Source organism: Streptomyces sp. H27-H1 (genome assembly GCF_026627445.1).
Lineage (GTDB): Bacteria > Actinomycetota > Actinomycetes > Streptomycetales > Streptomycetaceae > Streptomyces.
In genome coordinates this window covers 86,440-109,695 of sequence record NZ_JAPNLJ010000016.1, presented here as the reverse complement: position 1 = coordinate 109,695, position 23,256 = coordinate 86,440, and the positions used below count along the sequence as shown (strand labels likewise).

The following is a 23,256-nucleotide window of genomic DNA, read 5'->3' as shown; positions in this document are numbered from 1 at the left end:
GCACACCATCGGAAGGACATCGCTATGGAGCTCACGCCGGAGCAGGCCCGCATCCAGGCCAACCAGCACCTCGCCTCCCTCTACGCCAACGTCGCCGACTGGACCGAAGCCACCTACGACCAGGCCGTCGCCGCGATAGCCGCCGGCGGACAGCCCTTCTCCATGAACGACGTGCGAGTCGTCCTTCCCGACGGTCAGCACCACCAGGCAGGCCTGTACTTCCACAGCCTCCTGATGCGGGAGCCGCACCTCCTGATCCAGGTCGGCGAGGTCCGCTCCGCCAACCCGAAGGCCCGCGGCAAGAAGGTCTGCACCTATCGCCTGACGACCAGCCCGAGCCGGTTCTTGAAGGTCCGACGGGCCGAGCGCGACAGGAAGTCGGCCCAGGCGAAGGCCCGCGCCGCACGGCAGGAGAAGGCCGCATGAACTGGCTGCGATGGGGCCTCGCCGCCTGGATCGCATTGGACATAGCCGCCGTCGGCTGGTGGGCCCGGCATCGCAGCCGGGAGAAGGCTGGCGACATCGAGCAGCAGCTCATCGCGCTCGGTGAGCTTCAGGCCCGCGTAGCCCAAGCCACCCGTGGCATCGACGCCGCGAAAGCCACACGGCTCCGGCTCGTACACAACGCAGCACTCCGCACCACCATCCCGCCTCAGACCCGAACGGAGGACCCCCAGTGATCATCAAGGCCACACGCATCCGGAGTGAATCCACGATCATCCGGCTGCCGATCGAGACGTACAGCGACGACATCGACTGGATCGCCGTTCAGCGGGTGGTCTCCGGCGACCTCCCTCGACCCGCCCTCACTCCCCTCGAGCGCAAGACCGCAGCCCTTCTCCTGATGGCCGCAGGACGCACGGGGATCGAGACGGCCGAGCTCGTCGGAGCCGACAAGCGGCAAATCTGGCGGTGGCGAGGCGACGCAGCCGGAAAGCAGGGCCGCCCCTGCACCCTCGACGGCTGCGACAAGCCGGTCAAGGGGCTCGGACTCTGCAGCCGGCACTACCGGGAAGACGCGGAACGGCGGAACCCGGAAACCGCCAAGCCGCCGAAGCCTGCCAAAGCCGCCTGCCGGCGAGGCCACGCCTACCCCGAGAGCCTCGCCCACCGGCCCAGCGGAAAGCCCTACTGCCTGCCCTGCGACCAGGCAACACGCAAGGCCTACCGGCAGCGAGAGCGCGACGCCCGCAACGCCTGCCAGGACGACATGCGAAAGGCCGCCTGATGACCAACCTCTCCCTCTGCTCGGGTGCCGGAACCCTGGACCTGGCCGTCGAACAGATCACCGGCAACAAGACGTTCGTCTACGCCGAGAACGATCCCTCCGCCTCCCAGGTCATGGCCGCCCGCTTCCCCTGGGCCACCAATGCCGGCGACATCACCACCGCCGACTGGGCCGGCATCGCCCAGCAGTACCGCATCGAAAGCCTGTCGGCCGGATTCCCGTGCACCGACATCTCCAACGCCGGACCGAGGATCGGAATCCATGGCAAGCGCTCAGGCATCTGGAAAAACGTCGCTGAAGCTGTTCGCGTCACTCGACCGTCTCTCGTCTTCCTGGAAAACGTGGAGGCGCTCCGGTCGCGGGGGCTCGACGTCGTCCTCCAAGACCTGGCCGAGATCGGGTATGACGCGCGGTGGACTGGCGTACCAGCTAGTGAAGTCGGGGCGCCGCACCTCCGCTGGCGCTGGTTCTGCGTCGCGTATCCCGCTACTCAAGACCCCGACATCGCAGCTTGGCGTGAACGGTGGGCCGCAGCACCCGGACAAGCGGAAGGCCGGGGGCCATGGGCCGACCTTGGAGGACGAGGTCGTGTTCCTGCTCCCGCCCAAACCGTAGACGGCCTGGCGCTCCTGCCCACCCCCGCAGCCCGCGACTGGAAGTCCGGCGCGTCGAACCTGATGGGCAAGAACAGCCGGCCGCTCAACGAGTTCGCCGTCAACTACCTGGCCCGGCGCACCGACTGGGTTGCGACGAACGGCGTCGATTACGGGCCCGCGATCCGCCGCTGGGAGGCCATCACCGGCCGCCCGGCGCCGGAGCCCACCGAGCCCGGGGAGCGGACGAACCGGCGGCTCTCGACACGGTTCACCGAGTGGATGCAGGGCTGCGAAGAGGGCTGGATCACCGGCCTGGCCCTCGGCCGCAAGCCGGAGCTGACCATCCTCGGCAACCTCGCCATGACCCGCCAGGCCGTCGAGGGATACCGCCGGCTCCTGTGCGCAGACCTCGACGCCATGGCCACCGCCGCCTGACCGCGACACCACCACCCGCACCAGCCAGAGAGAAGCCTGCCGTGACCTTGGACGCCATGCACTGGGTGTGGAACCACTCCCAGTCGAGGGGGAACACCCGGCTCGCTCTGCTGTACATCGCGGACCAGGCGCGTACCCCGGCAGCCGAGGCCCGCGTCAGCTACCCGGGGTTCATGCGAGCACTGAACGCCGGGTCGAAGGCGACCATTCGCGGGTTGCTTGAGACGGCCGAGAAGCTCGGAGAGCTGGAAGTAGCTGAGCCGGCAGCTGGCCGCCGACCTCCTCTGTACAGGCTCCCGAAGGCGGCCGGGTACGTCCGCTCCACCGGTACAGAACCTGTACCGCAAGGAATCGCTAGCGGTACAGAACCTGTACCGCAAAGCCCTGAGGCCCCCTCCGCTAGCGGTACAGGTTCTGTACCGCAGGAACCCCGTAGCGGTACAGGTTTTGACCGTAGCGGTACAGGTTCTGACCCCCTTCCCCATTACCCAAAAGAGCTAGCTAGCGAGGAAGCGGGCCGGCCCGACGCTTTCACCCGCTGCCAGCCCCTCGTGAAGGCGATGACCGAAGCAGGCATCGTCGTCAGCTGGAGCATGAAGCCCGACGACTGGCTCGACATCGCCGCCATCGTCGAGCGAGCCGGCAGGGACGCGATGGTCCGCTTCGCCCTCGACACCAAGGCGACTGCCCGGCAGCCCATTCGCTACGCCACGTTCTTCCTCCGCGGCGGCTGGAAGGGCCTCCCTCCGGCCAGCGCAGCCGTACCGCAACCGCGTCCCGCCTCCGGTAAGCCGCCCTACTGCGGTGACCCCGACTGCGACGAGATCAGCCGCACCCGCGAGATCGAAGACGACCGCGGCATCCGCAGCCTCGAACGCTGCCCCGACTGCCACCCCGCCAGCAAAGGACGCGCAGCATGAGTGAACCCGCGTGGGAGTCCGACGCCCTCGTCGAGGCACCGCCCCACAACCGCGACGCCGAGATGGCCGTACTCGGCGCGATGCTCCTCGACCGGCGTGTCATCGAACCCATCGCCGCCGTCATTGCCGGCGCCGACGACTTCTGGCCCGTCCAGCACCGAACGATCTACCGCACCATTACCGACCTCTACGGCGCCACCCGCGACCCGAAGATTGACCCCATCACAGTCGCGGCCGAGCTTCTCGCCACCGGGGAGCTCACGAAGATCGGGGGCGCCAGGTACCTCCACGAGCTCGTCCAGTCCGTACCCACCTCGGCCAACGGCGAGCACTACGCCGGGATCGTCCGTGAGCACGCTCAGCTCCGGGCCGTCCTCACCGCCACCCGACGAGCCACCCAGCGGGCACTCACAGCCGTCGGTACCGCCGCCGAGATCCTCGACTCAGCCATGGCCGACCTCCAGGCCGCAGCCAGCGGGCAGGCCCCAGCCGAAATCCGCCTCGCAGTCTCCGACCGGTGGATGGGCTTCCTCGACGAACTCGAGACCGGCGCCGACCCCAACGCCCTCGACACCCCTTGGCACGACCTCAACGAGGTCATTGAGCTCAAGCCCGGCCAGCTCGTCACCGTTGGCGCCGCGACCGGCGGAGGCAAGTCCCTGTTCGGAATGAACCTGGCCGCACACGTAGCCCTCACCCGGGGCAAGCCCGCCCTCGTCGCCAGCATGGAAATGGGCGGCAGCGAACTCATGGCGCGCCTCACCGCAGCTGAAGCCGGCGTCCCCCTCGACCGGCTCATCCGCCGCAAGCTCGACGACAACGACTGGGCCAAGATTTTCAAGGCGGCCCCGGCCATGCAGAACGCCGCGAACTTCATCCTCGACGACTCCGCGAACCTCACGCTCGGCAAGATCCGGGCCCGAATGCGTTGGATGGCCTCCCGCGGCACCCCGCCCGCCATCGTCGTCGCCGACTACCTCCAGCTCATGACTCCGGAGAAGAGCAAGGCCAACGCCACCCGGGCGAACGAAGTCGCCGAACTGTCCCGCGGACTCAAGCTCCTCGCCATGGAGTTCGAGATCCCGGTCGTGGCCCTCGCCCAGTTCAACCGCAACGCCGCCGGCCGTCAGCCCGTCGTCACCGACTTCAAAGACAGCTCGGCCATCGAGCAGGACTCCAACGTCATCGTCCTCATGCACCGGCCCCTCGCCGAGGACGGCTCCGACACCGGACCCCGCGCCGGCGAGATCGACCTCATCGTCGCCAAGAACCGCAACGGTGCCGCCGGACGGACCGTCGCCCTCACCTTCCAAGGCCACTACGCCCGCCTCCGCTCCATGGGCCGCGAACTCTGAGGGAGCCCTCGTGCAGCACGGCAGCAACGACCCCCGTCAACCGTTCGGCGCCCTCTTCGACACGATCGCCACCGCCGAGGCCCGCGCCAACGACACGGATGCCAGCGGCTTGGCCATCGAGGCCCGGCCGACCGTCTACCGCGGCACCACCTTCCGCTCCGCACTCGAGGCGTCATGGGCGGCCAGCCTCGACAACCTCGCCATTGCCTGGGAGTACGAACCCACCACCGTCACGCTCCCGTCCGGCATCCGCTACATCCCCGACTTCCACCTGCCGGAGACAGGGACCTGGCTCGAAGTCAAAGGCACAGGCGTCCCGCGGATCGAGAAGGCCTACGAGTACGCGGAAGCCCTCGCCTGCAACTGCCCCCGCTTCCGATGTACCTGCCGCTGGCCGGGAGGCGAACTCGTCGTCATAGGCCGCCCTCCCGTCACCATCCGGGACCACGACGAACGCGGCTTCGTCCGCCGCCGCACCCTCTGCCTCGAATGGGCCTCGGCCCGAAACCGTGGCGCCTGGCTCACCCTCTGCCCCGACTGCCTGCAGATCACCTGGTTCGACGCCCCGAGATGCCGAGCCTGCCAGGGGCCGCTGGCCGGCGCCCATGGCCACCAGACCGGATCCACGGCGTTCCAGTTCACCCGCATCACCGGACCTGCAGCACCGACCACCGACAACCCACACCGAAAGGCCGCCTGATGAACACCAACCCGCTTCCCCGCCTCGGCGAATGCCCCGGCTGCACGCAGGAGATCCGGCTCCGTACCGACGGGACTCTGTACCAGCATCCCGGCCTCGGCCGCCCCCACTGCCCCGCTGGCCGGCGTCACGCCGTCCCGCTGGAGCCGACGTTCGTCCGCTGGCTCCACGCCAACGCGCCGCGTCGGGATGGGCGCACAGACCGGGTCACGTCGCTCGCGCAGCAGATGTTCCACGGCTGCACCCGTAGCCCGAACCGCACGCCAGCCGACGTGCCGTGGACCACCGCTGAGGAGCTGCACGACGCGCTGCACCGGCAGCAGCTCCGGCTTACCGGCTCGGAGAACCGGTCCGGGTACGGCGGCACTGAGCGCTGCGACTGGGTGTGCCGCGACGTCGAGACCGCCAGAGCCGCCTACGCCGACCTCCGCACCCGAAAGGCCGCCTGATGCTCCCGCTCCCCGACCGCGAACCGAACGGCCTCACCGTCCTCGACACCTACAGCTGCTCCGGCGGCATGGCCATGGGCTACTACCTCGCCGGCTTCAACGTCGTCGGCGTCGACATCAACCCGCAACCCCACTACCCATTCCCGTTCATCCAGGGCGACGCCATCGAGTACATCCGAGCCCACGGCCACGAGTACGACCTCGGCCACGGCTCCCCGCCCTGCCAGCTGTACACGCCACTGAACGCCTACAACCACAAGGTCTATCCCGACCTGATCGGCCCGACCCGGGAAGCGTTCGAGGCGGTAGGCCTGCCCTACGTCATCGAGAACGTCGAAGCGGCGGCACCCGAACTCCGCGATCCGACCCTCCTGTGTGGGCCGATGTTCGACCTCCGCGTCTACCGGCACCGGCTCTTCGAAACCAACTGGCCACTGACCGCCCCCGCGCACCCGGCGCACTCGGCAATCTGCACCCGCAACGGCTACTTGCCCACCGAGGCCAAGCCGTTCATGACGATCACCGGCGGCCGCCATTCCCGCGCCTGGCAGAACGCCGCCTGCGACGCCATGCGCATGCCGTGGATCAAGGTCCCGGCTGGCGGTGACATCCCCCTCGGCATCCGCGAGGTCTGCGAGGCCATTCCGCCGGCCTACGCGCAGTGGATCGGGCGCCAGGCCGCAGCCCGCATCCCAGCGCGGCTCCCGTCAGCAGCCTGAACGCAGGACGGACGCCCTCGAGGAAAGCGAGGGCGTCCGCACCGAAGAGCATCCCACGAACGGAGAACGACATGGCCAGCACCGTCCTACGGCTGATCGCCACTGCGCGGACCGCCGACATCCTCCGCCGCTACTACGCCGGCCAGCGTCCCGCCGACGCCCTCCAGCGGGCCCTGCTCCTCCTCGCCACCGCCGACGGCCACCTCGACGCCACCGGGACGCCGATCGCGGAGCGGTACCGGAGGCAGCGGTGACCCGGCGCCGCATCCTCACCCGCCGACAGATCGAAGTGCTGACCCTGGCCGCCAACGGCAACACGGCAGCGCAGATAGCCGCCTGGCTATGGGTCACCCCCGACACCGTGAACACGACCCTGCAAAACGCCTACCGCAACCTCGGCGTCCACGACCGGGCCCAAGCCGTCGCCGTCGCCCTCCGACTGCAGCTGATCCCGCTCACCGAAATCCGAATCCCGGACGAACTCTTGGAACGAGTGCGACCGCAGGAGCCCCGAGAAGCCGCGTAAAGGGGGCCAGGAGGCCCGAACGCCCCGAGATAGCCCCTCGGCTTCACCCACGCCTCCGAGCGGCCCACAGGGCGGCACGTGACAGTCCGCCGCAACAACCGACCGAAAGGCCCGACATGACCCAGTCCGAGAGCCAGCCGCCCATCACCCCCGACGAAGGCATCAACGACTTCCGTCAAGGCATCCAGCGCATCCTCACCGTCATCTTCGACCGCGTCCCGCGCGCCGAACTGAACCCCGAGCAGATCGCCGACGACCTGACCGACGCCCTCTCGGACGAACTGGACCGCCTGTACAGCCTCGAAGCGCTCCACGACACGGCTCGCCAGACGGCCCTTCGCGAGGCCAACGACCTGGCCCACAACGAGGGGCACCGGCTCGAAGCCCTCATTGGGATCGAGGCCGCGCGCGGCGCCCGATGCGTAGCCCACCTGATCCGCCGTCTTGCCGAGACCGAACATCGCCCCGGAGAGCTGTCCGAAGCCGACTACGCACGGCTCGCGGAGCAGCGCGTCGCCACCCGCCGCGTGCTCACGCCGAACGAGTACTCGGGCGCCTGGTGGGCCGTTGAGGGCGCCTCCGGTGAGGAAGGCGCCGACCCCGGAAGCGTCCTGAACACGGTGCTCCGCGCGCTCCACATTGACCCGCCCGCCGCCCCGTCCGCCTGACCCGCCCACTGCCGTCGGCCCGCAGGCAGCGCGGGCCGACGGCCACCACGAGCATCCCACCCACCAAGGAGCAGACCGTGAGCCCGACCGAACTGGATGACCTGCCCGTCGAGGTTCACCGCCTCATCCACGCTGTGGACCGGATGCGCGACGACTGGGCGGAGAGCAATGCCGAGCGCCGCGCCGAGCTGTGGACCGGCGTACACGACGCCTGCGACGCCGTATGGAACCGACCGTCCGCGGCCGAGCAGCAGCGCGCCCGTGCCACCGCCGAAGAGGCCAGCCTCGTCCCGCCGTCCGAGCGCCGCGCCCAACTCCTGGGCGAGATCAGCGTGACCTTGGAGACCTGCCTCCGCGACATGGGCCACGGCGCCGCAGCGGACGAGATTGTCGGCCTGCTGTGCGGCATGGCCACCGAGGGGGCCGGGGCATGAGCCAGCAGCCCGCGCCCGCCGCCGAGGAACTCAAGGCCGCAGCGTTCCAACTGCGCAACCCCTCCCGCCATCCCGGCCTGAACATCGGCATCGATGTCGAGCTCGGCTTCCTGCTCGCCGATTGGCTGGAACGCGAAGGCCGCCAGGAGGCGTACACGCTCGCCGAGTTCGGGCACCGCAGCGCCTGCCCCGAAGCCATGGCCGTCGCGCGGGCCATCAACGGGAGCCAGCCCGACGGGAGCAGCCGGTGACCGCCCGACCCCGCAAGCCGTGGCGCGTCACCCTCACCGGACCCGACGTCCACGCCACCGCCGACCACACCAGCGAGCGCAACGCCTACGCCTTCCTGCTGGCCGCCCTTCACGGCGACAGCCCCGCCACCGACGCCCGCGTCGACTACTGGGAGGGAGGCCGGTGGGGCCACTACGAGGACATCCACGGCCGCGACCTACCGCCCCGAGCATGACCGGCCAGCTCGAGCTGTGGTGGCCCGGCTGGGACATCGAGCCCTGCGACACCGCAGCGCCTGCTGTCCCGGCCGGCCGCCACCCCTACGCCAACATCCCCGACGAACCGCGCGCCTACCGGAAGACGATCACCGTCGGATCCGTCGATGCCTACGAACCCGGAGACCTGCCGTGACCGACATCCCCACCCTCCGCGACCAGGCCATCGACGCCGCCAAACAGGCCATCAACACCCTCGGGATGTGGCTGCCACCCGCCGGCCGAGAAGCCGTCGTTGACGCGGTCCTCGCCCTCTCCACCCCCGCAGCGTGCTGCGTTTGCGGCGGTGGGCCGGTCACCTACCGGAACTACCGCGAGCAGCCGTTCTGCTGGCCGTGCGCCGACTGCCAGTGCGGCGAGAACCCGTGCATCCGGACCGGCGGCAACGACCCGGCCGTCAGCGCGGAAGCCACCGGCTACTGCCCGCACTGCGGACGCGGCGACGCCGGACCCACCGCCGACCAGTACGACGCCAGCCAGCGACGCACGGTCCGCATCCAGCGACTCCTCGACGACACCCGCGACCGCTCCCACAAGGACGCCGCCGCCAGCCGTGAGTCCGAACGGCAGCTCCAGCAGCAGATCGACGCGCAAGCCAAGGAGATCGACCGACTGCGGGACGAGCTGGCCGCCCTCCACGAGGGCGAGGAGGAGCCCGCCGGCCCACGGCACCCGGCTCCCACCCCCGCGGAATGGCTCTGGTCCTGGAACCGGGGCACTCCAGCGCAACGCCTCGAGCAGGTCGGGCGGATCATCGACGCAGGCATGCGGGCCGGGACCTGCTTCCAGGCCGATCATGAAAGCGTCATTCAGCGGCTCCGCGCCGACCGGGCCGCAGTCGACCGAGTCCGTACCCAGCTGGACGCCATCGAGTTCGAGGGGCAAGCCAGGAACCCCTACGACCGCGACCCTGTCGCCGAACTTGGTCGCATCCGCTCCGCCCTTCACCAGCCGAGGGAAACGCGCGATGCCTGAGGCGTACCCGGAAGTCCAAGGCCGCTGCCCAGCCTGCGGAGGCGCGTCGCTGTTCCTCGGCGACGGCGGCTACGTCACCTGCTCCCGCATCGACTGCCCCGACCCCGAAGCCGCCACCCGGATCCTCGAGCGGCGCATCGACTACTCGAAGATCCGCGTGATCGGCGTGGGGCCGGAGACGGTCAAGCTCGACAGTCCCGCCATGCCCGCCGCCCTCCGCGGCCCGAACTGGAAGGCCCAGCCGTGACTCTCGACCAGCGCACCCGAACCCACCTCAAGGCCATCGTCGAGGAAATCACCCCGATGACGTCGGACGCGAACAACCCGACAGCGCAGGCGTTCGTCACCGGCCTGATCGCCGGCATCGGCGCCGCCGCCCAGGTCGCCGCCGGCACCAGCGCCGAGGACGCCATGGAGGGGATTCTCACCAACCTCCAGGCCTCCATCGGCCGCGCCTACCTCGACGGCTCACTCACCGGCCAGCCGCCCACCGCCTGACCCACCGCACCGCCGCACAAGGAGCACGCCGTGAACTCGCTTTGCTGCATCTGCACCAGCACCCTGTGGGACGACGAAGCCGGCCGCACCATCTGCCGGCCCTGCGAACGGCGCATCGCCGAAAACCTGCTCGCCCTCTCCGGCCCCGGCGGCCTGTACGCCCGCCTCTGCCTCCGCATCCACCCCAGCGGCAGCGCGAGCAGCGGCCCGGCAGTCTCCGGCACCCGCGGCGCCCCCATCCCGGCCAACCTGCAGATCCTCGACCTCACCGCCAATGGTGGCCTGGTCACCACGCTTGAGCAGTGGGTCGAAGACTGGGCCAGCTACGGACTCGCCCAAGTCGGCATCGGCGGCCGGCTTCAGTACCGGGTCGACCGGGCCGTCGCCACGCTCCGGCTCAACCTGCCGCAGGCCGCGAGCCGGCATCCGGCCCTCGACGAAGCGGCGCGCGAGTTCTGGAGCATCAGGCGGCAGTGCGAAGCCCTCATAGCCGGTGGCCGACCGCCCATCAAGATCCCCGTCAAGTGCCCCTGCGGCAGCACCATCAAAACCAACATCGACACCCACGGCGAAACCTGCCCCGGCTGCGACACCCAGTACGGGAAAGCCGAAGTGCTGCAACTGCCCATGATCGAACGGACTGCGGCGTGAAGAAGGCCCCCACCGTCGAGGTGGGGGCCCTTTCGTGCGTCCGGGGTCAGACTTACTCAGCCGGCGGGATTGGGATCGTGTACGAGAGCGCATATCGATGAGCGGCAACCACGATGTCGCACGTCTCGACTGGCAGCTCGTCAGCGTAGTAGGTGCGCGTGACGACGATCACCGGAACACCAGGCGGAAGCTCCAGGCTCTCTGCCTCTTGAGGCCGCGGCGCTCGGGCGCTCACCTCTTCGATCACCTTGGTGATGTGGAGATCGATGAGGTCGAAGCGTGGCACGACGCCTGTGACAGGGCTGGCTTCGGGGTGCTCAATCGGTGTGCCGCCCGTGAGCGCTAGAGGCTCATACGAGGTCGACATCTTGATCACGTCGGAGTCAGCGAAGAACTTGTAGGTAGTGCGCATGACTTCGTCGCCAGGCTCGATCGCCAGACGCTCAGCGATGGCCTTAGTGGCCACGGTTCGCCGCGTCGTCGCGTCCCATTCGGATCGTCGCCCGCCAGCCTCAGTCGCCGCCTTCACAGGAGAGCTAGTAGGCCGCTTGCCGTAAAGGTCGCCCGAGATTCGCTTCTCCAGACGCCGCTGCTCGCGGACGAACGTCCCTTTCCCCTGCTGCTTGACGATCAGACCCTCGTTCTGAAGAGCTTCTATCGCCCCGCGGACCACGATGCGTGAAACGCCGTACTCGGCCATGAGGGCAGCCTCGGTGGGCAGCTGGTCCTCAGCCTGCAGGGCGCCGTCGTGGATCTGCTGCCTGATGTCGTTGGCGATCTGCTGGTAAGCCGGCTTGCCCTGAGGTGCCATTTTGTCCCTTCCTGGTTATTGGTCACAACAAGTGAACCATGGGACTGACCTGCGGGACTACAGCAGATCGGGTGACGAGTCGCTCACGCCCTTGCGCTCAGACCGACATTCGTCATAACCTTTAGCCATCGGCAACTTCGGCAGAAGCCGCAAGTTCCGCAATGCCCTGGAACGCGCAAAGGCCCCAGCAGGGTGATCCCGGTGCTACCAACACCGGGCCCGCCAGGGCCAGCGCATCAGAGATTGGGTCTCAGCGATGCAGCACAAGCGTACCGTGCCTGCCCCCAGGAAGGGCCAGGACAATCCCCTCCACGTCAAGGTCATCGCCGACGCGCTGCGCCTTGACCGGGCCACCATCTACCGCGAGATCACCGCAGGCCGACTCCCCTCCTACCGAGTTGGCTCCGGCCGCGGAACGATCCGCGTCAGCCGAGTCGCGTTCATGCAGTACCTCGACGACCGGGGCATCCCGGCGAGCGACCTGGCGGTGATGCTGTGAACGCCACGGCCCTCCTCGCGAAGCCCACGCAGCCCACCCTCCGCCTGGTCCCCAGCCAGCGCCCGACCCTCGACTACGTCTTCGAGGCCCCGCTCGCCGAGCTCACCACCGAGCTGCACGTCGAGGTCATCACCTCCACGATCACCGACGCCGACTTCTTCGGCTGCGTGGTAGTCCGGGGCGCCCGCATCGTCGTGATGCTCTCCCCGAATCTCGGTGAGTATGAGACGGACTTCTTCACCCGCTACCTGACGGCGCAGGCGTACAAGCTCGAGATGGAGCCGCTGCCGACACCGTTCGACGTCGAGCTCAGCCCGATGCTCGAAGGGGTGCCCGCATGAGCGCCTCCGCCTCCGCTGCCCCGTCTCGCCTTCGGATCGTCGTGGGTCGCAAGACCGGTTCAGGCCCGCTCGTCCTTGAGCTGCCGCCGATGTCGGACGCCGACCGGGCCGCCCACGTCGAGGCGTCCTACGTCCGCCGCCAGCCGAGCGCCGCCTGATGGCCGCCCTCAGCCTGAGCAGCGGGGCCACCGTCAAGACTGCCCGCGAAACCCTGGCCACGTCCAAGGCCATGACCGGCGCGGCCAGCGACAGCGAAATCTGGCGGACGCTCGGCGCCCTCGAGTACACCGTCGAAGCCCTTCTGCGGGTCATCGACGAACTCGCAGGGACGGAGGAGTGATGACCGCCTCCGCCCAGTCGGGCCACAGCATCATCGACCAGCCGGCGACCGTCGAGCAGTGCGCTGCCGAGTACAAGGCAGCCCAGCCGGACGACGACGACGGGCCCGGCTACGCCCGCGTTCAACTCGGCGGTCTCGGCACCGGCCAGCAGCACACCCACCGCTGAACCCATTCCCGCCTGACCAACGAGGAGCACCGTCATGTCCGGACCCGCCTGCATCAACTGCGACGCCCCCGGCGGTTACCCGTACTGCAGCACCGGCTGCGAGATCGCCGACAACCCCGACGACGAGTTCGCCCCGTCCGCCGCCGACATGGAGTCCGAGCACTACGGCCTCCTCGTCGCCTCCTTCGACCCCGAGGCCGGCGTGGACGGCTGCATCGTCACCGGTACCGGTCTGACCGACCGGCGGGTGCTGGCCGCGATGTCCGCCTACACCCGCCTCACGCTCGGCGCCGACGACCACCACCAGCTCCGTGTCCAGCTCGGCGACGGCAGCGTGACCGTCGCCGTCACCCCGACCGTTTTCACCCGCGACGGCAGCGGCTGGACCGCCCGTCGCCAGGACGGCGCCGAACTCGCCGCCTGGATCTCCTGACCATCCCGCCTGACCACCGGAAGGACCACCGCTATGCGCTTCACCCTGATCAAGACGCCGACCGAGACCGAAGCCGCTTGGGCCGAGCACCAGGCCCGCCAAGGCATCAAGGACCGCTACTTCGCCGCCGTTGCCCTCGGCAACCTCGACACCGCCGCCGAAGTCTGGCTCGAGGCCACCGCCTACGACCGCATGAACCGTCGGTCGTCCAGCCTTCGTGACGAGCTCGACGACCAGCCGGTCGCCATCGCCGCCTGATGGCCGCCAGCTTCATTTCGGGAGGAGAAACGATGAAGTGGATCAAGGGTCTAAAGCCCTTCCCGATCCTCGAGCAGGTCTTGACCGCAGCGGCGCTGGTACTGATGGCTGCGACCCTCGGCGGCCAGCTCGGTCAGATGATCGGCCTGCAGGGCAAGGCCGCCCTCGTTGTCGGCTGGTCCATCGCCATCGCCTACGACGCACTGTGGATCGGCTCCCTGCGCATGTCGGAAGTCGCAATCCGGCAGCGTTCCAAGGTCGGCATGGCCGTCTTCCTCGGACTCGCGGCCATCGCGATCGGGGTGTCGGTAGCAACCCTGCTGCTCCTGGGCCACGCCAAGGTCTACGCCGGCGTCCCCGTGGCCGCAGCGGCGTTCATGGGACTGCGGCTCTTCGCCGACAACATGCTCGCCGACAGTGCCACCGCCGACCTGATCGCCAAACAGTCGGCCTCTGCCCGCAATGCCCGAGCCCTTGCGGCAGCTGACGCCCGCCACCTCCGATCGGAAGCCCGCACCGAGGTCCTCGACGAGACCGCCGGGCACCTTGCCGAACTCGACCGCCAGACCGCTCGTGCTGAAGTCCTGACTGACGCCCAGAAGAAGATCAGCAAGGCGCGAGCCAAGGCCGAGAAGACCCTCGCCGCAGCCGACAGGAAGCACGGAGTGAAGGCCGCCGCGTTCATGTCCCGGGAGCTCCTGGCCGTCGGGCCGCGCCCCGTGGCCACGGGTATTGGCCGCACGCCGCCTGAGCAGGGTGGCCACGCGCTGGCCACGCAGGTCACCCCGGAGATCGAAGCCGTGGCCATCCCGTCCGTGGCCCCTGACGTAACGGACAGCGAAGTTGGAGCGGAACAGGCCTTCGTCAAAGGCGCCATGACCCTTGAGGAACTCGCTGCCGCCGCCGGCGTCGAAGTTCCCGAGCCGAAGACGACCCTCACCGACGAGCAGCTCGAAGTGGTCGTGCGCTGGCTCCGCTATGCGATGGAGCCCCCCCGCTCCTACCGGCAGGCATATGCCGCCTTCAAGGAAGCCGAGTTCCAGGCCCGTGAGAACCGCGTCCGCCGGACTTGGGGCGAGATCGAGACCCGCGAACTCGAAACCGTATCTGTCTAACCGCCCCCGGCACCGCCAGTGAGGCCCAGCCCGCACCCAGCTGGACCTTGCTGAGACTGCCGGAAGCAGTCGGAACCACAAACCCGCAGGCCAGCCGAGGAGTGACCCGGGGAGCGGAACGTTCGCAGACCCGGCAAGCAGACCCGGCGGGCTTCGACCCACCACTACGGCAGGAGGCAGTTCCATGGCGGTCCGGACCAAGCAGGCGCGTACCGCAGCGCAGCAGGCCCGGACCGCCGCCTTCTGGGGAGACCGGCGTAAGCAGGCCGCCCAGCAGGGGCCGGCCGCCGAGTACGCCGCGGCCGCCGATCAGCTCCGCGCCACCATCGCCCGACTCCCCGAAAGTGAACGTCCCGCCGCTACCCGCAAGGCCGTCCAGCTCCTGGATGACCTGCGCCAGTCCCTCGCCGACCAGTAACTCGGCGTGATGGCTCAACGGCTCGGCTCAAGCCGGCCGAGCCAAGCCGGCGAAACCCAAGGCGCGGCCGCGCGTGCACGCGCACGCGAGGAAACCATCAACTCTCCGTAACCGCAAGGGGGAACCCCAAAATGCCCGCCATCGATGCTGGAATCTCCGTCGCCACCGGCGGAACCTGCCTTGGAGCTGCCGGCGTCCTGTACGTCGCCGACCGCCTTCCATGGATCAGCCGCTTTGCCGCGAAGGTGAAGAGCCCACAGATTCAGGTCGTGCTCGTCCTCACCGCGTCCGTCGGGCTGATCTCCACCCCCGTCGGACAGTTCCTCAACCGGACGGTCACGGCCCTCGATGGCGCGGTGTCCGGGCTCGTAGGCCAGTACACGGGCGTCGGCATCAGCTTCGCCCTGGCGCTGGCCGCGATTCTCTGGCTGGTCTCCGACTTCGCCAACGGCGTGCAGCCCCGCACGCTGGTCCTCGCCGTGGCCGCCCCGTTCCTCGTCGTCATGATCCCTGGCTCCATCGGATCAGGAGCCGCGAGCGCGTTGGGATTCATCGCCACCCAGGTCGGATCCTTCGTCGGCTTCCTTCTGGGGGTCTGACGTGCTCGCCCTCATCCTGCTTTTCGCGATCGCCTGGACCAGCGCGAAAGCCATCGACAACGCCCTCGGCGACGTCAGCGACAAGCACAAGAAGCGGTCGGCGAAGGCCGGCAAGAAGAAGGGCCGCAAGCTCGGCGGCAAGATCGCCGCCTACACCGCGACCGGCGCCACCTTCGCCCACACCTTCACCAAGGGCTTCGTGCGCGGCTGGAAGCGCGAATGGCCCAAGGCCCGCAAGCGCGCCGCAGACCGCTTCAACAAGGCCGCCCCGGCAGAGATCGGTGACGACATCAGCACCGACGGCGCCCCTGGGCCCGACCTGGCACCCAAGCCGACGAGCCCCACCCCGCCGCCCGCCCCGGCGGCAAAGCCCGCACTTGTCCTGATCAAGACGCCCGAGAGCACCGACACCACAGGAGACAACGACATGGCCCTCGCCACCATCCCCGAAGTCACCGGCGTCAACACCCTCAAGGCGGCCGTCGCCCGCTTCGCGTCCGAAGCCAACGTCACCGCCGAGGAAGCCGCCGCACTCGCCCAGCGGGCCGCCGAACAGCTCGCCGCCATCGAGTCCGCCATCGAGCAGGCCGGCGCCCTCGAATTCGGCGACGACGGCGGCACCATGCAGGAGCTGTACGCGCTCCGCGACCAGTACACGGCCGCCCTCAACAGTGCCCAGCAGCACCAGAAGGCCGCCCTGGACAGTGCCGCCATCGCCTCGCAGTCCAGCAAGAACATCCACGAACGCCACACCCACATCCAGGAGGCCGTAGCCGCCCAGGGCGGGCGGATGGCTGCCAAGGAGGCCTACACCAACGACGTCTAAGCCCCGCCCGCGGCCCCGGCGAACACCGGGGCCGCCCCTTTTCCCGCAGCGACACACGGAGACACGGCCGCCATGTCGAACACCAGCACAGTCGAGAAGCCCGCTATCGCCGGCACCTCCGCACGGAAGGCGCCCAAGCGTGCCAACAAGCGAGCCCGCCGAACTATGCGTCTCGCCTACCGCACCCGCCGCAGCATGGCCCCTCTCTACGCCACCACTGCCCTCGCTCTTTCCGGCAGCGCACTGTCGATGCCCGTGGACGGCTGGAAGACCGCAGTTGCCGCCACCGTGACCAGCGCGGCCCTTACCGCCGCATGGGGACGCTGGGACGGGCGTGTCGGCAAGCGGCGCCTGCGTAAGCGGCTGCCGGCCCGCCGCGACTTCGTAGCTGGCGTCTCCGCAGTCCTCACCGGCGGATCGCTGCTCACGTCGATGGCGGCCACGGGCGGGCTGCAGCTCGGAGACAGCCCCTATCCGGGACTCCTCGCAGCCTGGGGTCTCGGCCACGGCATCTACTGGTGGCGCCGCGGACGCCGCACCGTAGCCCCCGTCAGTGACCTTGGCGAGCAGATGAAGGCCTGGCAGGAGAACGTCGCCTCCGCTGACGGGTCCCTGCCCGGCTCGAAGCTCGTGGACGTCGTCACCACGGACTACGGCTGGACTGGCGTCATCGTCCTGAAGAAGGGCAACTGGCGCCGCGCGGCCGCCGCAGTCGCCGACATCGCCGGCGACCTCGACCTGCCCGAAGAGATGATCCAGGTCGAGAAGGCGACCGGAAAGTCCGCCCGCCGCGCAATCATCGCGATCTTCGATCACAACCCGCTCGCCGCCGGCACCGACTACCCGGGCCCGCACATCCTCAACGTGAAGCTCGGCCAGGCCGCCGTCGGCATCTTCTACGACGGGGACCCCGCCCACTACGCCTTCTGGAAGCCCTCCGGACCTGTGCACTCCGTGGTCTACGGAGCGACTGACGGCGGCAAGTCCCGCTTCCTCGACATGCTGCTCGGCACCGAACGCCACAACGGCATCGTCAGCTTCGTCTGCGACCCCCAGGGCGGACAGTCCCTGCCGCGCTGGCGTGAGTCCGTCGACTGGTACGAAGACACCGCCCTCGGCGGCATGGCCATGCTCTACGAAGTCCGCAAGATCATGTACGAGCGGTCCGCCCGCTACTCGATGATGCTCTTCACCGACCACAAGGGCCGCACCCTGCGCGGCCGCGACCACTTCGTCGTCGGCGACCCCGACCCGCTGATCTCCGTCACCATCGACGAAGCCCACCGCGTCCTCGCCCTGCCCGGCGCGCCCGCCCTGATGCTCGAGATCGTCCTCATGGCCCGCAAGTGCGGCATCAAGATGCGCCTCGTGTTCCAGGGACCCAAGGCCAACATGTACGGCTCCGGACCCGAATCCACCGACATCCGCGAACAGCTCCAGTCCGGCAACACCGTCATGTTCCGCACCGCCAGCAGCCTCACCGACTCCATTGGCCTCCCCGGCTGGGACGTCAACCCCAGCCAGCTGCCCATGTACTGGCCCGACAAGACCTCCACCGCAGGCCTTGGCTTCATCAAGGGCCCCGACAACCGGCAAGCCCAGTTCCGCGCCCACTTCGACCGCGACCCCGCCCACTGGGCGCTCAGCGGCACCACCCCCACCATCGAAGCCTCAGCCGCCGCCTGCACCGGCAAGGCGTACACCGAACGCCTCGCACGCCTGGCGGCCCGGCTCCGCGGCGAAACCGTCGTGCTTCCCGACGACGCCATCCCCGTCACGCTGCAAGCCGCCTCCGGCGACCCGGTAGCGGCCGCGACAGCCGCGATCGAAGCCGAAGCCCCCGCAGGCAGCGACGACCGGGTGGCCGCCTTCCTGCTCCAGAAGGGGCGCGCCGTCGGCCGCAACGTCATCGCGCAGGAAACCGGCCTCACCGTCAGCGCGGTCAAGAACTCCCTCAGCCGCCTCAAGAAGACCGGCCGAGCCGTCGACGTCGACCGCGGCGTCTGGGCCCACCCCGACCACGCCGACACCCTCGTCGACACACCCGGCATCGCCGAAGCCGCCTAGGAGCCCGCCATGATCGCCGTCCCGCCCAAGTACGAGTTCATCGCCACCAACGCCCAGGAGATCTACACCCTCCTGCAGGCCGCCGAACAGCTCCTCGACGCCCACCTGACCATGCTGAACCCCGGCGGCTCGGGTCTCCGCGTCGAGCTACGCAAGGCGACCCCTGCACACATGACCCTGCGCCTCGACCTCAGTCCCATCCTCGACAAGGTCACCGAGGTTGCCCAGCTGAACGAGCAGCTCAACGCCCTAGCCGCCGAGCACAAGGACTGAACGGAGTTCACCCGCCATGACCAGCCAGCCCGATCCTCAGCTCGTCGCCGCCATCAACGAAGCCATGCAGCAGCCGACCACCTACCGCGACCCGAGCCCGCTGCCCCCGATTGGTTCCACCCCGCCCGTACCGCAGCCCGGCCGGCCACCCATGTCCCAGCGCGCTACCGACGCCAGCGCCCTCATGCTGTGCGCCGGAGCCGCCTCGCTCCCGATCGGAGGGGCGACGTCTCTCGTGCTCTACACCCTCGGCCACGTCGATCCTGCCGCCCTCGCCATCGGGGCAGTCGGCCCCGTAGCCCTGGTCCTCGCCATCGGGGCGCTGATCCGCTCCGCCGGACGTGGCCTACAGGGCATGCACACCGAGAACCACTTCCACGGGAACGTCAACCAGGTGGACCGCAGTACCAGCAGCGAGACCCGCGGCTTCTTCGCCAAGACGATCAACAAGAAGTGAGACCCGCTACCCGCGGCCCTGGCCTTCACTGGCCGGGGCCGTCGGCGTTGGCACGGCCCGCGCGATCCACCGGTCGCCGCACAACTGCGCCGGCAGCAGCGTGACGTCGACGCCCAGCTCGCGGAGCAGCGCCAGACCCTCGGCGCACTCGCGCTGACTGTCGGCCATCACGGCGAAGCGGAGGGTCATGCGCACAGTGTGCCGGGGCGCCGAGCCACGCTGCAGGAGAACTCGATGTCAGTACCCAGGAGGAGGATGAGCGCGTGGTTCGACACATAGGGCAGCTGCCTGAATGGGCACACGAGAATATCGGCGATCGGATACCCCACTCCGACAAGGTCGACCGTGCGGACCCCGCGCGCGCCGACATCCTGATCATGCTTCACCACATGGAACTCGCAGGCGTAGAGATAGACAGCCGTGCCGTCGAGATAGCCGCCAAGCTCTGCCACTTCCGGCGAGACCAGGCCCCTGAACCGATTCCGGATCCAGCCGTCACCCCTGACACCGACCCTGTGGGTCGAAAGCGCTGGGTGTACTACGTCCGATGCGGTCACCTCATAAAGATCGGCACCACGATCAACCTGGTAGGCCGCTTCGAGTCCATCCGGCCAAATGAAGTCCTCGCCCTAGAGCCTGGAGGGCAGGAGTTGGAGACAGCGCGCCATCGGGAGTTCCGCCCACTACGGGCCAGTGGTGAGTACTTCCATCCCGGGCCAGCTCTTCAACTGCACATCGTCGAGATGCGGGATCGCCTAGGCCCTCCCAACTGGGCCGGATCGCTCGTGCCGGATGGCCGGAACTTCTTCCCTGTCAATCAAGCTTGACGGTCTGACCTTGGCGAACGTAAGGTGTCTCTCACTGGACATCTCTGGCTTTGAGGCCCGCCCACCGTGGTGGGCCTCAGTCGTTTCCGGGTGGAGGTGAATATGGCCCTCCGAACAGCCCTCGTCACCGAGGACGCTGCCGCCTATTACGCAGGCCGACCAGGAGTCACCATCCGCCGTTGGGCACACGAAGGCCGCATTCAGCGATACGGATCCGGCCGCGGAAACGTCCGCTACAACGTGTTCGAGCTCAACAAGGCCGACCGTGACGAATGGACCCGCGAGCTCATCGCGCCCGGTGTAGCGCCGTCGATTCCCCAGCGGAACCCCAAGGCCGCCTGAGCCAGACGGAGGTGCCCATGCCGACGATCCTCCGTCCCGAGGACTACGGCGCCACCCTCGGCAAGGACGCGACGTCCGCCTTCCAGCGCATGTTCGCCGACGTCGACAAGAAGGTCCGTGCCGATGCAGGCGGGGGCGTACCGGTGTCGACCGTCGAGGTCCAGCTGGCAGGCTCCTACTCCGTCACCGACACGATCCTCCCGCCCGTAGCTGGCCGAGCCCAGGGCTTGACCATTCGCGGCACCGGCAAGAGGTCTACCGAGATCGTCATGACCGGCAAGACGCCCCTGATGATCAACCAGGACCGTTGGATGGGCGTCCGCTTCTACGACCTGTCCTTCCGCTCCACCAACCCGGCTGCGGTCGCCCTCACCTCCTACGGTGCGGTCGGCGCCCAGGACTGGGGCTGGACGAACTGCGAATGGCGCGGGAGCTGGCTGCGGGGGATCGGCCTTGATGGCGGCGACAAGTCCAACCTGAACTCCGAGTTCACGTTCGACCGCTGCACCGTCACCGGCACCTACGAGGACGCCTGGTTCCACTCGGGACTGTCCCCGCAGTACCCGCAGCAGGACCAGTTCCTGAACTACAGCTTCCGGGACTGCAAGATGGAGGCCCGCTACGGCGACATCCTCCGCTTCGACAAGGGCGGCGCGATCAACGTCTCTGGCGGCAGCTGGATCCACGTCGACAAGCGGCCCGACGGGCGCCCGAGCCGGTTCTTCTACATGCCGGCTGGCACGCACTACGACAGCGTGCAGAGCCTCACCGTAGTCGGCACCCGCTTCGAGCCCCGTGACCCTGCGAACCAGGTCATCGACTCGGCGTGGAAGGGGCAGGTCCAGTTCATCGGCTGCATGGACGACGCCTGGGCCTTCAAGCCCGCCTCGGCCGCCGACGACTACGCCCCCCACCGCTACACCAACGCTGGCGGCGTCCGCTACCAGGGCTGCCAGCTCACCGGCCGGCACCAGTACACGCAGACCGTGGCACCGAGCAGGCAGGCGATCGTCTACGACCAGTGCGGACGGACCGCCGCTTCACGGCGCAGCCGGGCGTTCTACGACCTGCGGGGCGCCTACGCGTCGTCGGTACGGATCGCGCACCGGGACGACCGCGACGGAATCAGCTGACCAGCGAGGAGGTGCACCGTGGCCTTCCCCGCCGGCACCCCCGTCGTCACGTTCACCGGCACGCTGCCGTCCGCAGTCGCCGGAACCCCGTTCAAGGGCAAGGTCGTCCTCACCCCGTCGGCCCGCCTTGTCGACTCCGGGCGCAACGCTGTCTACACCGGCGGCGGAGGTGTGCCCCTCGACGACGCGGCGCACTTCAGCGTGCAGATTCTCCCCTGCGACGCGGCAGGTATCGAGCCCGCCGGCTGGCGCTGGTGGGTCGACGTGCAGCCCTCCCGCGGGCAGCGGTACGGCTTCTGGGCCAACATCACCGGGGCTAGCACGGTCGACCTGGCCGCCCTCACCCCCGTACCGGCCCCTGGTGGTGGCACGGGCAGCGGCACTGCTGGGCCTCAAGGTCCTGCCGGCCCGCAGGGCGCGACCGGTGCGACCGGTGCGACGGGATCGCAAGGCGCAACCGGACCGGCGGGTGCGACCGGCACCCAAGGTCCTGCTGGCGCGACTGGAGCTACCGGGCCTGCCGGGGCCACTGGGCCTCAGGGCGACGCCGGTCCTACCGGAGCGACAGGCAGCCAAGGCCCTCAGGGCACTGCGGGCGCTACGGGTACGGCCGGGGCCACGGGCGCGCAGGGCGCGATGGGCGCCTCGGGCACGGTCGTCACGGCGGCGCAGGCCAACATCACCGACGGCTCCGTCACCGACCTGCCCTCGTCCACGCCGTGGATCATCGTCCAGACGAGCGCGGGCACCCCCCTCCAGTGCTCCATCCCGGCGGCCGTCGGGGACCGCATCGATGTGGACCTCGCCATGATGTACAACGGCGGCCACTACCTGGACGTGGCCCTCCTGACCAGCGCAGGCGCCATCTCCGTCTACGGGTCGTCCAACACCAGCAGCCCACTGACCGAGGGCGCCCCGTGGCTGTACCCCAGCGTGTCCTTCTCCAAGGTCGCGAGCGAGATGTTCACGGTGCAGGCCGGGCACATCGACGGCTCCGGGAACATCACCATCGCGCTCGTACACAGCGGTACGAGCACGGGGAGGGTGTACGCCAACACCCAGTACCCGTGGTGCATGCGCCTGTGGAACTTCGGCTCCGTGAACGGGAGCGCGGCCGGGTCCTGGCTACCCCGCCCGTCCGAGCAAGGGCTGATCACGTGGACCGGCGACCCGAACGATGCCGGGCACGTGACCGCGCAGTCCAACGCGGGCGTCGCGGGCCGGATCACACTCGTCAAGATCCCGATCAGGGAGCAGATCACCTGGTCGAACATCTGGATCGGGCTCAGCGGAATCGACGCGGGCGCGACGTTGGTGAACTGCTACCTCGGCGTGTACGACGCGGCCGGCACCCGGGTGGCCGTCACGGCGGACATTTCGGCGTCTCTGATGACAGGCGCTACCCCGAAGGCCTTGCCGCTGGCCACCCCGTTCGTCGCGGCGCCCGGGTTCTACTACATCGCGATGCTGCTCAACGGCACGTGGACGACCAACAGCCTGACGTTCAAGGGGACCGGCGCCGGGATTTCCGTCAACGCGGGGCTGTCCGCAGGTGCGCTGCGCTACAGCAACATGCTGAGCGCGCAGACATCCCTGCCTTCGTCGCTCACTCTGTCCGGCCAGCTCACCACGATCATCAACACCGGCTGGGGTTCCCAGTGGTACGGCGTCTCCTGACCTGCTCACCACG

40 protein-coding genes are annotated in these 23,256 nt (G+C 68.9%); 37 read left to right on the top strand and 3 right to left on the bottom strand.

Annotation, left to right across the window (positions count from 1 at the left end; all coding sequences use genetic code 11):
* The first annotated feature begins 24 nt into the window (after positions 1-24).
* The 20 genes from OTB20_RS19580 (at position 25) to OTB20_RS19485 (ending at position 10,660) form a co-directional block, all read left to right on the top strand.
* The gene (locus tag OTB20_RS19580; protein WP_267819185.1) at positions 25-426 is read left to right on the top strand and encodes a hypothetical protein; all 402 of its coding nucleotides are present in this window, start codon (positions 25-27) and stop codon (positions 424-426) included.
* Positions 423-680, top strand: a complete 258-nt coding sequence (locus OTB20_RS19575; protein WP_267819184.1) for a hypothetical protein — start codon at positions 423-425, stop codon at positions 678-680. Before OTB20_RS19580 ends, OTB20_RS19575 begins: the two co-directional genes overlap by 4 nt.
* The gene (locus OTB20_RS19570) at positions 677-1,228 is read left to right on the top strand and encodes a hypothetical protein (RefSeq protein WP_267819182.1); all 552 of its coding nucleotides are present in this window, start codon (positions 677-679) and stop codon (positions 1,226-1,228) included. Before OTB20_RS19575 ends, OTB20_RS19570 begins: the two co-directional genes overlap by 4 nt.
* A complete protein-coding gene (locus OTB20_RS19565) occupies positions 1,228-2,259 on the top strand; it encodes a DNA cytosine methyltransferase (protein ID WP_267819181.1) in 1,032 nt (343 codons plus the stop codon). Before OTB20_RS19570 ends, OTB20_RS19565 begins: the two co-directional genes overlap by 1 nt.
* Before the next feature lie 560 nt (positions 2,260-2,819).
* Positions 2,820-3,179: a hypothetical protein gene (locus tag OTB20_RS19560; protein WP_267819180.1), complete on the top strand. Its 360-nt coding sequence runs from the start codon at positions 2,820-2,822 to the stop codon at positions 3,177-3,179.
* The gene (locus OTB20_RS19555; protein ID WP_267819178.1) at positions 3,176-4,534 is read left to right on the top strand and encodes a replicative DNA helicase; all 1,359 of its coding nucleotides are present in this window, start codon (positions 3,176-3,178) and stop codon (positions 4,532-4,534) included. Before OTB20_RS19560 ends, OTB20_RS19555 begins: the two co-directional genes overlap by 4 nt.
* Positions 4,535-4,544: 10 nt before the next feature.
* On the top strand, positions 4,545-5,234 hold the full coding sequence (locus OTB20_RS19550) for a hypothetical protein (protein ID WP_267819176.1): 690 nt from the start codon (positions 4,545-4,547) through the stop codon (positions 5,232-5,234).
* Positions 5,234-5,683 carry a hypothetical protein gene (locus OTB20_RS19545; protein WP_267819175.1) on the top strand — a complete coding sequence of 150 codons (450 nt, stop codon included), beginning with the start codon at positions 5,234-5,236 and terminating at the stop codon, positions 5,681-5,683. The genes OTB20_RS19550 and OTB20_RS19545 overlap by 1 nt, the downstream gene beginning before the upstream one ends.
* Positions 5,683-6,402: an SAM-dependent methyltransferase gene (locus tag OTB20_RS19540; protein ID WP_267819174.1), complete on the top strand. Its 720-nt coding sequence runs from the start codon at positions 5,683-5,685 to the stop codon at positions 6,400-6,402. The genes OTB20_RS19545 and OTB20_RS19540 overlap by 1 nt, the downstream gene beginning before the upstream one ends.
* A 71-nt stretch (positions 6,403-6,473) precedes the next feature.
* Positions 6,474-6,656 carry a hypothetical protein gene (locus OTB20_RS19535; RefSeq protein ID WP_267819172.1) on the top strand — a complete coding sequence of 61 codons (183 nt, stop codon included), beginning with the start codon at positions 6,474-6,476 and terminating at the stop codon, positions 6,654-6,656.
* Positions 6,653-6,928, top strand: coding sequence for a response regulator transcription factor (locus tag OTB20_RS19530; protein ID WP_267819170.1), 276 nt, complete (start codon positions 6,653-6,655; stop codon positions 6,926-6,928). Before OTB20_RS19535 ends, OTB20_RS19530 begins: the two co-directional genes overlap by 4 nt.
* Before the next feature lie 116 nt (positions 6,929-7,044).
* Positions 7,045-7,596 (top strand): hypothetical protein, encoded by a 552-nt coding sequence (locus OTB20_RS19525; RefSeq protein ID WP_267819168.1) that lies wholly within the window; start codon positions 7,045-7,047, stop codon positions 7,594-7,596.
* Between the two features lie 77 nt (positions 7,597-7,673).
* Entirely contained in the window at positions 7,674-8,030 is a 357-nt protein-coding gene (locus OTB20_RS19520) for a hypothetical protein (RefSeq protein WP_267819166.1), read from the top strand.
* Positions 8,027-8,281 (top strand): hypothetical protein, encoded by a 255-nt coding sequence (locus OTB20_RS19515; RefSeq protein ID WP_267819164.1) that lies wholly within the window; start codon positions 8,027-8,029, stop codon positions 8,279-8,281. The genes OTB20_RS19520 and OTB20_RS19515 overlap by 4 nt, the downstream gene beginning before the upstream one ends.
* Positions 8,278-8,496 (top strand): hypothetical protein, encoded by a 219-nt coding sequence (locus OTB20_RS19510; protein WP_267819163.1) that lies wholly within the window; start codon positions 8,278-8,280, stop codon positions 8,494-8,496. Before OTB20_RS19515 ends, OTB20_RS19510 begins: the two co-directional genes overlap by 4 nt.
* Positions 8,493-8,672, top strand: a complete 180-nt coding sequence (locus OTB20_RS19505; RefSeq protein WP_267819162.1) for a hypothetical protein — start codon at positions 8,493-8,495, stop codon at positions 8,670-8,672. Before OTB20_RS19510 ends, OTB20_RS19505 begins: the two co-directional genes overlap by 4 nt.
* Positions 8,669-9,511: a hypothetical protein gene (locus tag OTB20_RS19500; RefSeq protein ID WP_267819161.1), complete on the top strand. Its 843-nt coding sequence runs from the start codon at positions 8,669-8,671 to the stop codon at positions 9,509-9,511. Before OTB20_RS19505 ends, OTB20_RS19500 begins: the two co-directional genes overlap by 4 nt.
* Positions 9,504-9,758, top strand: coding sequence for a DUF6085 family protein (locus tag OTB20_RS19495; protein WP_267819160.1), 255 nt, complete (start codon positions 9,504-9,506; stop codon positions 9,756-9,758). Before OTB20_RS19500 ends, OTB20_RS19495 begins: the two co-directional genes overlap by 8 nt.
* Positions 9,755-10,009, top strand: coding sequence for a hypothetical protein (locus tag OTB20_RS19490; RefSeq protein WP_267819159.1), 255 nt, complete (start codon positions 9,755-9,757; stop codon positions 10,007-10,009). Before OTB20_RS19495 ends, OTB20_RS19490 begins: the two co-directional genes overlap by 4 nt.
* A gap of 30 nt (positions 10,010-10,039) precedes the next feature.
* Positions 10,040-10,660 (top strand): hypothetical protein, encoded by a 621-nt coding sequence (locus OTB20_RS19485; protein WP_267819158.1) that lies wholly within the window; start codon positions 10,040-10,042, stop codon positions 10,658-10,660.
* 52 nt (positions 10,661-10,712) lie between these two features.
* Here the strand turns inward: OTB20_RS19485 and OTB20_RS19480 are convergent, their stop codons facing one another.
* Positions 10,713-11,471, bottom strand: coding sequence for a GntR family transcriptional regulator (locus OTB20_RS19480; RefSeq protein ID WP_267819156.1), 759 nt, complete (start codon positions 11,469-11,471; stop codon positions 10,713-10,715).
* Positions 11,472-11,745: 274 nt separating this feature from the next.
* On the opposite strand from OTB20_RS19480, the gene OTB20_RS19475 reads away from it, so the two are divergent.
* The 14 genes from OTB20_RS19475 (at position 11,746) to OTB20_RS19410 (ending at position 19,264) form a co-directional block, all read left to right on the top strand.
* Positions 11,746-11,970 carry a helix-turn-helix domain-containing protein gene (locus OTB20_RS19475; protein ID WP_267819155.1) on the top strand — a complete coding sequence of 75 codons (225 nt, stop codon included), beginning with the start codon at positions 11,746-11,748 and terminating at the stop codon, positions 11,968-11,970.
* The gene (locus OTB20_RS19470; RefSeq protein ID WP_267819154.1) at positions 11,967-12,311 is read left to right on the top strand and encodes a hypothetical protein; all 345 of its coding nucleotides are present in this window, start codon (positions 11,967-11,969) and stop codon (positions 12,309-12,311) included. The genes OTB20_RS19475 and OTB20_RS19470 overlap by 4 nt, the downstream gene beginning before the upstream one ends.
* Positions 12,308-12,469, top strand: coding sequence for a hypothetical protein (locus OTB20_RS19465; RefSeq protein WP_267819153.1), 162 nt, complete (start codon positions 12,308-12,310; stop codon positions 12,467-12,469). The genes OTB20_RS19470 and OTB20_RS19465 overlap by 4 nt, the downstream gene beginning before the upstream one ends.
* A complete protein-coding gene (locus OTB20_RS19460) occupies positions 12,469-12,651 on the top strand; it encodes a hypothetical protein (protein ID WP_267819152.1) in 183 nt (60 codons plus the stop codon). The genes OTB20_RS19465 and OTB20_RS19460 overlap by 1 nt, the downstream gene beginning before the upstream one ends.
* Positions 12,651-12,818 carry a hypothetical protein gene (locus OTB20_RS19455; RefSeq protein WP_267819151.1) on the top strand — a complete coding sequence of 56 codons (168 nt, stop codon included), beginning with the start codon at positions 12,651-12,653 and terminating at the stop codon, positions 12,816-12,818. Before OTB20_RS19460 ends, OTB20_RS19455 begins: the two co-directional genes overlap by 1 nt.
* Positions 12,819-12,852: 34 nt before the next feature.
* Positions 12,853-13,251, top strand: a complete 399-nt coding sequence (locus tag OTB20_RS19450; RefSeq protein ID WP_267819149.1) for a hypothetical protein — start codon at positions 12,853-12,855, stop codon at positions 13,249-13,251.
* 33 nt (positions 13,252-13,284) lie between these two features.
* Positions 13,285-13,509, top strand: a complete 225-nt coding sequence (locus OTB20_RS19445) for a hypothetical protein (RefSeq protein ID WP_267819148.1) — start codon at positions 13,285-13,287, stop codon at positions 13,507-13,509.
* A gap of 32 nt (positions 13,510-13,541) precedes the next feature.
* A complete protein-coding gene (locus tag OTB20_RS19440) occupies positions 13,542-14,624 on the top strand; it encodes a hypothetical protein (protein ID WP_267819147.1) in 1,083 nt (360 codons plus the stop codon).
* A gap of 184 nt (positions 14,625-14,808) precedes the next feature.
* Positions 14,809-15,042: a hypothetical protein gene (locus OTB20_RS19435; protein WP_267819145.1), complete on the top strand. Its 234-nt coding sequence runs from the start codon at positions 14,809-14,811 to the stop codon at positions 15,040-15,042.
* A gap of 131 nt (positions 15,043-15,173) precedes the next feature.
* Positions 15,174-15,641: a hypothetical protein gene (locus OTB20_RS19430; protein ID WP_267819143.1), complete on the top strand. Its 468-nt coding sequence runs from the start codon at positions 15,174-15,176 to the stop codon at positions 15,639-15,641.
* Between the two features lies 1 nt (position 15,642).
* A complete protein-coding gene (locus tag OTB20_RS19425; RefSeq protein WP_267819142.1) occupies positions 15,643-16,467 on the top strand; it encodes a hypothetical protein in 825 nt (274 codons plus the stop codon).
* Between the two features lie 72 nt (positions 16,468-16,539).
* Positions 16,540-18,534: a hypothetical protein gene (locus OTB20_RS19420; protein ID WP_267819141.1), complete on the top strand. Its 1,995-nt coding sequence runs from the start codon at positions 16,540-16,542 to the stop codon at positions 18,532-18,534.
* A 9-nt stretch (positions 18,535-18,543) separates the two neighbouring features.
* A complete protein-coding gene (locus tag OTB20_RS19415) occupies positions 18,544-18,807 on the top strand; it encodes a hypothetical protein (RefSeq protein ID WP_267819140.1) in 264 nt (87 codons plus the stop codon).
* Between the two features lie 16 nt (positions 18,808-18,823).
* A complete protein-coding gene (locus OTB20_RS19410) occupies positions 18,824-19,264 on the top strand; it encodes a hypothetical protein (RefSeq protein ID WP_267819138.1) in 441 nt (146 codons plus the stop codon).
* 6 nt (positions 19,265-19,270) lie between these two features.
* On the opposite strand, the gene OTB20_RS19405 is transcribed toward OTB20_RS19410, so the two are convergent.
* A complete protein-coding gene (locus OTB20_RS19405; RefSeq protein ID WP_267819136.1) occupies positions 19,271-19,453 on the bottom strand; it encodes a hypothetical protein in 183 nt (60 codons plus the stop codon).
* The gene (locus OTB20_RS19400) at positions 19,450-19,716 is read right to left on the bottom strand and encodes a hypothetical protein (RefSeq protein WP_267819134.1); all 267 of its coding nucleotides are present in this window, start codon (positions 19,714-19,716) and stop codon (positions 19,450-19,452) included. Before OTB20_RS19400 ends, OTB20_RS19405 begins: the two co-directional genes overlap by 4 nt.
* 477 nt (positions 19,717-20,193) lie before the next feature.
* Between OTB20_RS19400 and OTB20_RS19395 the strand changes: the two genes are divergently transcribed.
* The 3 genes from OTB20_RS19395 to OTB20_RS19385 are packed head-to-tail and all read left to right on the top strand — an operon-like array spanning position 20,194 to position 23,243.
* Positions 20,194-20,433, top strand: a complete 240-nt coding sequence (locus OTB20_RS19395) for a DNA-binding protein (RefSeq protein ID WP_267819133.1) — start codon at positions 20,194-20,196, stop codon at positions 20,431-20,433.
* A gap of 17 nt (positions 20,434-20,450) precedes the next feature.
* On the top strand, positions 20,451-21,566 hold the full coding sequence (locus OTB20_RS19390; protein WP_267819131.1) for a hypothetical protein: 1,116 nt from the start codon (positions 20,451-20,453) through the stop codon (positions 21,564-21,566).
* Between the two features lie 18 nt (positions 21,567-21,584).
* Complete coding sequence (locus OTB20_RS19385; protein ID WP_267819129.1) at positions 21,585-23,243, top strand: hypothetical protein; 1,659 nt, start codon at positions 21,585-21,587, stop codon at positions 23,241-23,243.
* Positions 23,244-23,256: the final 13 nt, after the last annotated feature.